The sequence below is a fragment of the Lishizhenia sp. genome (assembly GCF_057456495.1).
This window is the reverse complement of record NZ_JBVCPV010000232.1, coordinates 1-3,831: the sequence shown is the minus strand read 5'-3', so window position 1 is coordinate 3,831 and position 3,831 is coordinate 1. Positions and strand designations below refer to the sequence as shown.

Genomic DNA, 3,831 nt, shown 5'->3' with positions numbered 1-3,831 from the left:
GGAAGATTTGCTCAAGGATTCATAGTAGTCTCTGGCTCCTTCATATTTGTTGAATTCAAGGTTTAATTTTTCCGGAACTATAAGTGCTTCTACACTGTCTAGCAAGGTCCAAGATCCATTTTTCTTAGCCCTTTCAATTACGGCTAATCCGGCTTTTTGCATGCGGTTTTCTACTTTGAGTTGTTCCACTTTGTCCTTGTTTACTTTAGACCAAGTACTGTTGGGTTTGCGTTTGCAAAAGTATTGGTGATAAGTGTCCTGATCAATTTTAACCTTTTTACTATCTATCCAACCAAAGCATAAGGCTTCGTCTACAGCTTCGCTCCAAGTTAAACTTGGTTTTCCCGATTTAACGGTATGAAAAACGAGCCAAACAGCTTCCTCTTCTTTGTGGTTTTTAGCCAACCATTCTCTCCAAGCTTTTGGTGAATTAGGCTGAAAAATGTCTATTGTTTGTGGCATACTATTTAATCCTTGTGTTCGGTTATCTTTATTCTTTCCCAATATACTTCAAAAGTAGGAGCCACTTCATAACTATAATTCCACGGATGCTCCCCCTTCTCAATATTTAACGTTTTATCACGATGAATTTTGTTAAAGTCTTGGTTGTAGAGTTCGATGATGTTTTCTGAGAGATAGTCATCCTTATAGCTAGAACTGAGATAGGTGATGTACCTTTCAAAAGCAAAGGTTTTACCCTCTGAATCAAAGTAATGCGTATAACTTATTAATCCATCTCCACTTTGGATATAGGGTACTTCTCTTGCACATAGAACTTTTCCTGAATTATCTCTAAAAAGTATAAATGTGGTGTTCGTACATGTGTCGAGTAAATCCTGACGCTGAAGACGAATGATTTGTTTTGTGCCTTCCGCTATAAGCCATAATTCTTTTTGCAATTTATCATTTGCCAGAAGTGTATCTATCCTTCTCTTTTGAAATTTCAAGCGTTCCAAAATATCAGGTTCGGGTAGTCGTGCTGACGAAGGATAAAGGGTATCCTTTTCAATGTCTAATGCTAAATCACCCGTAAAGGTTTTAGATGTTGGACTTTGCTCACATGCCAAAAGCGTAAAAAGCAGTAAGAAAAATACAAATCCATCGATGTAGCTTTTCATTATAACTTAATTAATCTTTTTAGCATGTTTAAACATGTAGGTTGAATAAGGATCACCAATTCTCACAAAGGTAATGTCATCATATTTTGAACTAACAGGCTTAAAGTCGAATTCACCATGTGCGTTAAAGTAGTTAATATGGACCTTTTTTTTTACCGATTTTATTTACAGATCCAATTTGGAATTTGGTCTCCTTTTCATATAATCGTTCTAGAATTAAAGGCAGTTTCTGGGTCTTGACTTGTTCTATCATTCCCTTAAAATCATTAAGGTGTAGACCGAGTTTATTTGCTTTTTTCAAGGCTTTATCTTTAAACCCTTCTTGCGCTAACACAGTGTTAAAGAAGATTTCATTTTTACTATGTTTAATTTCAGAAACATCTGCTTTTCTAAACACAACTACACCGTCATAAGTTAAATCCGTAAAATCCACCATGAGTATATAGTCATCATTTTGATCGCGTATAATTCCGTCGAAACGATAAAGTTCAAATCCATCTTGGTCGGCCAAGTATATTTTTACAAAATCTTTAGCTTGGATATGCTTTTTGAGACGTTTTTTCATGGTTAATAAGGGGATTAAGTAATTCTTGATTTCTTTTTTAACTTTAATGTTTCACTATAAAGTGTAATTCCTAATCTTCAGAATTCAAACCTAAGTTGAGTACTTTTTCCACCAAATCAAAATCATCATTGCAATGATGGTAGGTGAAAGTCAGTACTTTCTTGTTGAATTCTGCTTGATACAAGCGTCTTTTTTCTAAGTCCTCCGCACATAAATCGTAAACCATTTGATACAATGGGTGCTTTTGACTTTTGCGTTTGAATACAGATTTACATATTTTAAAATTTCCGCATGTACTTGAAGGGATTTTTGTTTTAAAGGTAAGTATTTCTTGAAGGTTTTGATACTTAGATGAAAGGAGTAAGTTTCCACTAGAATAAGTCGCTTTTTTTACTTGAATCTCCCACAACGAGGAGGTCTCAATCTTTGCTAATAGATGAAAAGAGGAGGCGTTGAAAATGCCTTTAACTGTTCCGTTTTTATGGCTTGCATAACTTTCCCATTGTTTGCATAATTGTTCATTCTTCATGTAAAATGGAGATGAAGTTTCTTTGGGAGAAGCGTTGGATTTAAGTGTCATTTCGACGTTCAATTAAATAAATTGTTAATCACCCGATCAATCAATTAAGGTGTGTTCTTTTTTACGCCCTCTTTTTGTAGTGAAAACTTTCATGGTAAACCCAAAGAAAAATCCAGATATGGGCCATATCACAGCACCTTTTGCTAAGCTTTCCCAAGTGATCCCTGTTCCATCCAACAAGGGCCAAATCACTTGCATTGTTAGAAACATAAATCCTGCCCATTTTAGGCCTGATATCCACCAATTTTTTCCATCAAAGGGATTTGGAATTTTGGTGGTATCCAAATTTTCAAAACGTTGTGCTTGTTTCGATAACCAGTTTTCTTTGAGTGATTTTCTAAACCATCCCCAAATAGGAAAGGTAAGGGCAAGAATTAGTAGACTGAATAGGTTGTGAACACAAGGAATGATTTTGCCACAGCTTTTACAATAAAGTCCAAACCAATTTTTAAATGCTGTTCCATTTTGGGTAGACCAAGTTCGTTGGTCGTGTAGGGCGTTACAATGCGGACAAGGAACAAAGCTACGCTCAATAAATGGTAGATCAGAAGTTTTGTCCACCAAACTCACTTTGGGAACTTTTTGACCGAAAATTAATTCATTTATGGCCAAACCAGGATTGATAATCCAGTGTAACACTAAAGGGGTTTTCCAGGTGTAGATTTTATATTTATCTGTATTGTAATTCATTGTTTTCAATGGTTGTTTATGGTCTGTCAATATTGCTGAAATATAAGAATTGAAATGAACTACATGGATGCTAGACATGGAAAAACAAAGTCCAAGCCTTATTTAGCAATAGCTAGGCTTGGACGTAGAAATTATATCAAAGTAATTTCCATCTTAAGATCTCCCGGCTTTTTAAATTCAGAGTAATTAACTTCTACTTTTCTTCCTTTTATGGTTAGCGTTAATTTACCGGCTTCTTGACCAGATCTTTTCATGGCTCTGACTGATTTTTTCAGGGCTTTGTTGAAAATTTCGTATTTCTCTTGGTCTTCATCTTCCACGAGAGATTTTGGGAATTTAAGATCAGCACTGACGAGGCCTTGTCCTTTACAAATAAGGGTATCACAGTTACCTTGTTGCCCAGAATAATACGAGGAGTAAAACCCTACTTTTCCGAGTTTTAAAACACTTCTTTTTCCTCCATGTTGTTCCACGTAAAGTTTATTTTGACCGTAGAGTTGAGTTCCCATAAAAAGAGAAAGGGAAAGAATTAGGATAGCTTTCATGATGTTAAGTTTTTTTGATTATAAGACCTAAAATAAGAAAACGTTACGCATTTTTAATCAATCTCTAATTTTTTGTTCTAAGAATTTGATAAATGAACAAATTATGATTTGTGGATCATCTTTGTGAAGGTCTTGGATTTAACATTATAAAAGTAAATTAGTGACCAAGAAAGAATTAGAATAACAAGGATTCTTAGCATTAAGTTGTTGTTTTTAATGACTTAACTTAGTATGAAAAATTAATAAACTTCTCAACCAAAATAAGTGTACTACAATGTACAGTCCGACCTAACTTTTAGGAGGGAAACCCCCATATTATAAGGGGCAGAATCG

6 protein-coding genes are annotated in these 3,831 nt (G+C 34.8%); all 6 read right to left on the bottom strand.

Annotated features, from left to right (window positions below):
• Positions 1–462, bottom strand: a 462-nt coding sequence (locus AC22ZQ_RS13125; protein ID WP_318959218.1) for a YdeI/OmpD-associated family protein, incomplete at its 3' end; no start/stop codon positions are given.
• A 5-nt stretch (positions 463–467) separates the two neighbouring features.
• Positions 468–1,118, bottom strand: coding sequence for a hypothetical protein (locus tag AC22ZQ_RS13120; protein WP_318959217.1), 651 nt, complete (start codon positions 1,116–1,118; stop codon positions 468–470).
• 133 nt (positions 1,119–1,251) lie between these two features.
• Positions 1,252–1,683, bottom strand: a complete 432-nt coding sequence (locus AC22ZQ_RS13115) for a hypothetical protein (RefSeq protein WP_318959216.1) — start codon at positions 1,681–1,683, stop codon at positions 1,252–1,254.
• A gap of 70 nt (positions 1,684–1,753) precedes the next feature.
• Positions 1,754–2,263 carry a hypothetical protein gene (locus tag AC22ZQ_RS13110; RefSeq protein WP_318959215.1) on the bottom strand — a complete coding sequence of 170 codons (510 nt, stop codon included), beginning with the start codon at positions 2,261–2,263 and terminating at the stop codon, positions 1,754–1,756.
• Between the two features lie 36 nt (positions 2,264–2,299).
• Complete coding sequence (locus AC22ZQ_RS13105; protein ID WP_318959214.1) at positions 2,300–2,953, bottom strand: hypothetical protein; 654 nt, start codon at positions 2,951–2,953, stop codon at positions 2,300–2,302.
• Positions 2,954–3,084: 131 nt separating this feature from the next.
• Entirely contained in the window at positions 3,085–3,498 is a 414-nt protein-coding gene (locus AC22ZQ_RS13100; RefSeq protein WP_318959213.1) for a hypothetical protein, read from the bottom strand.
• Positions 3,499–3,831: the final 333 nt, after the last annotated feature.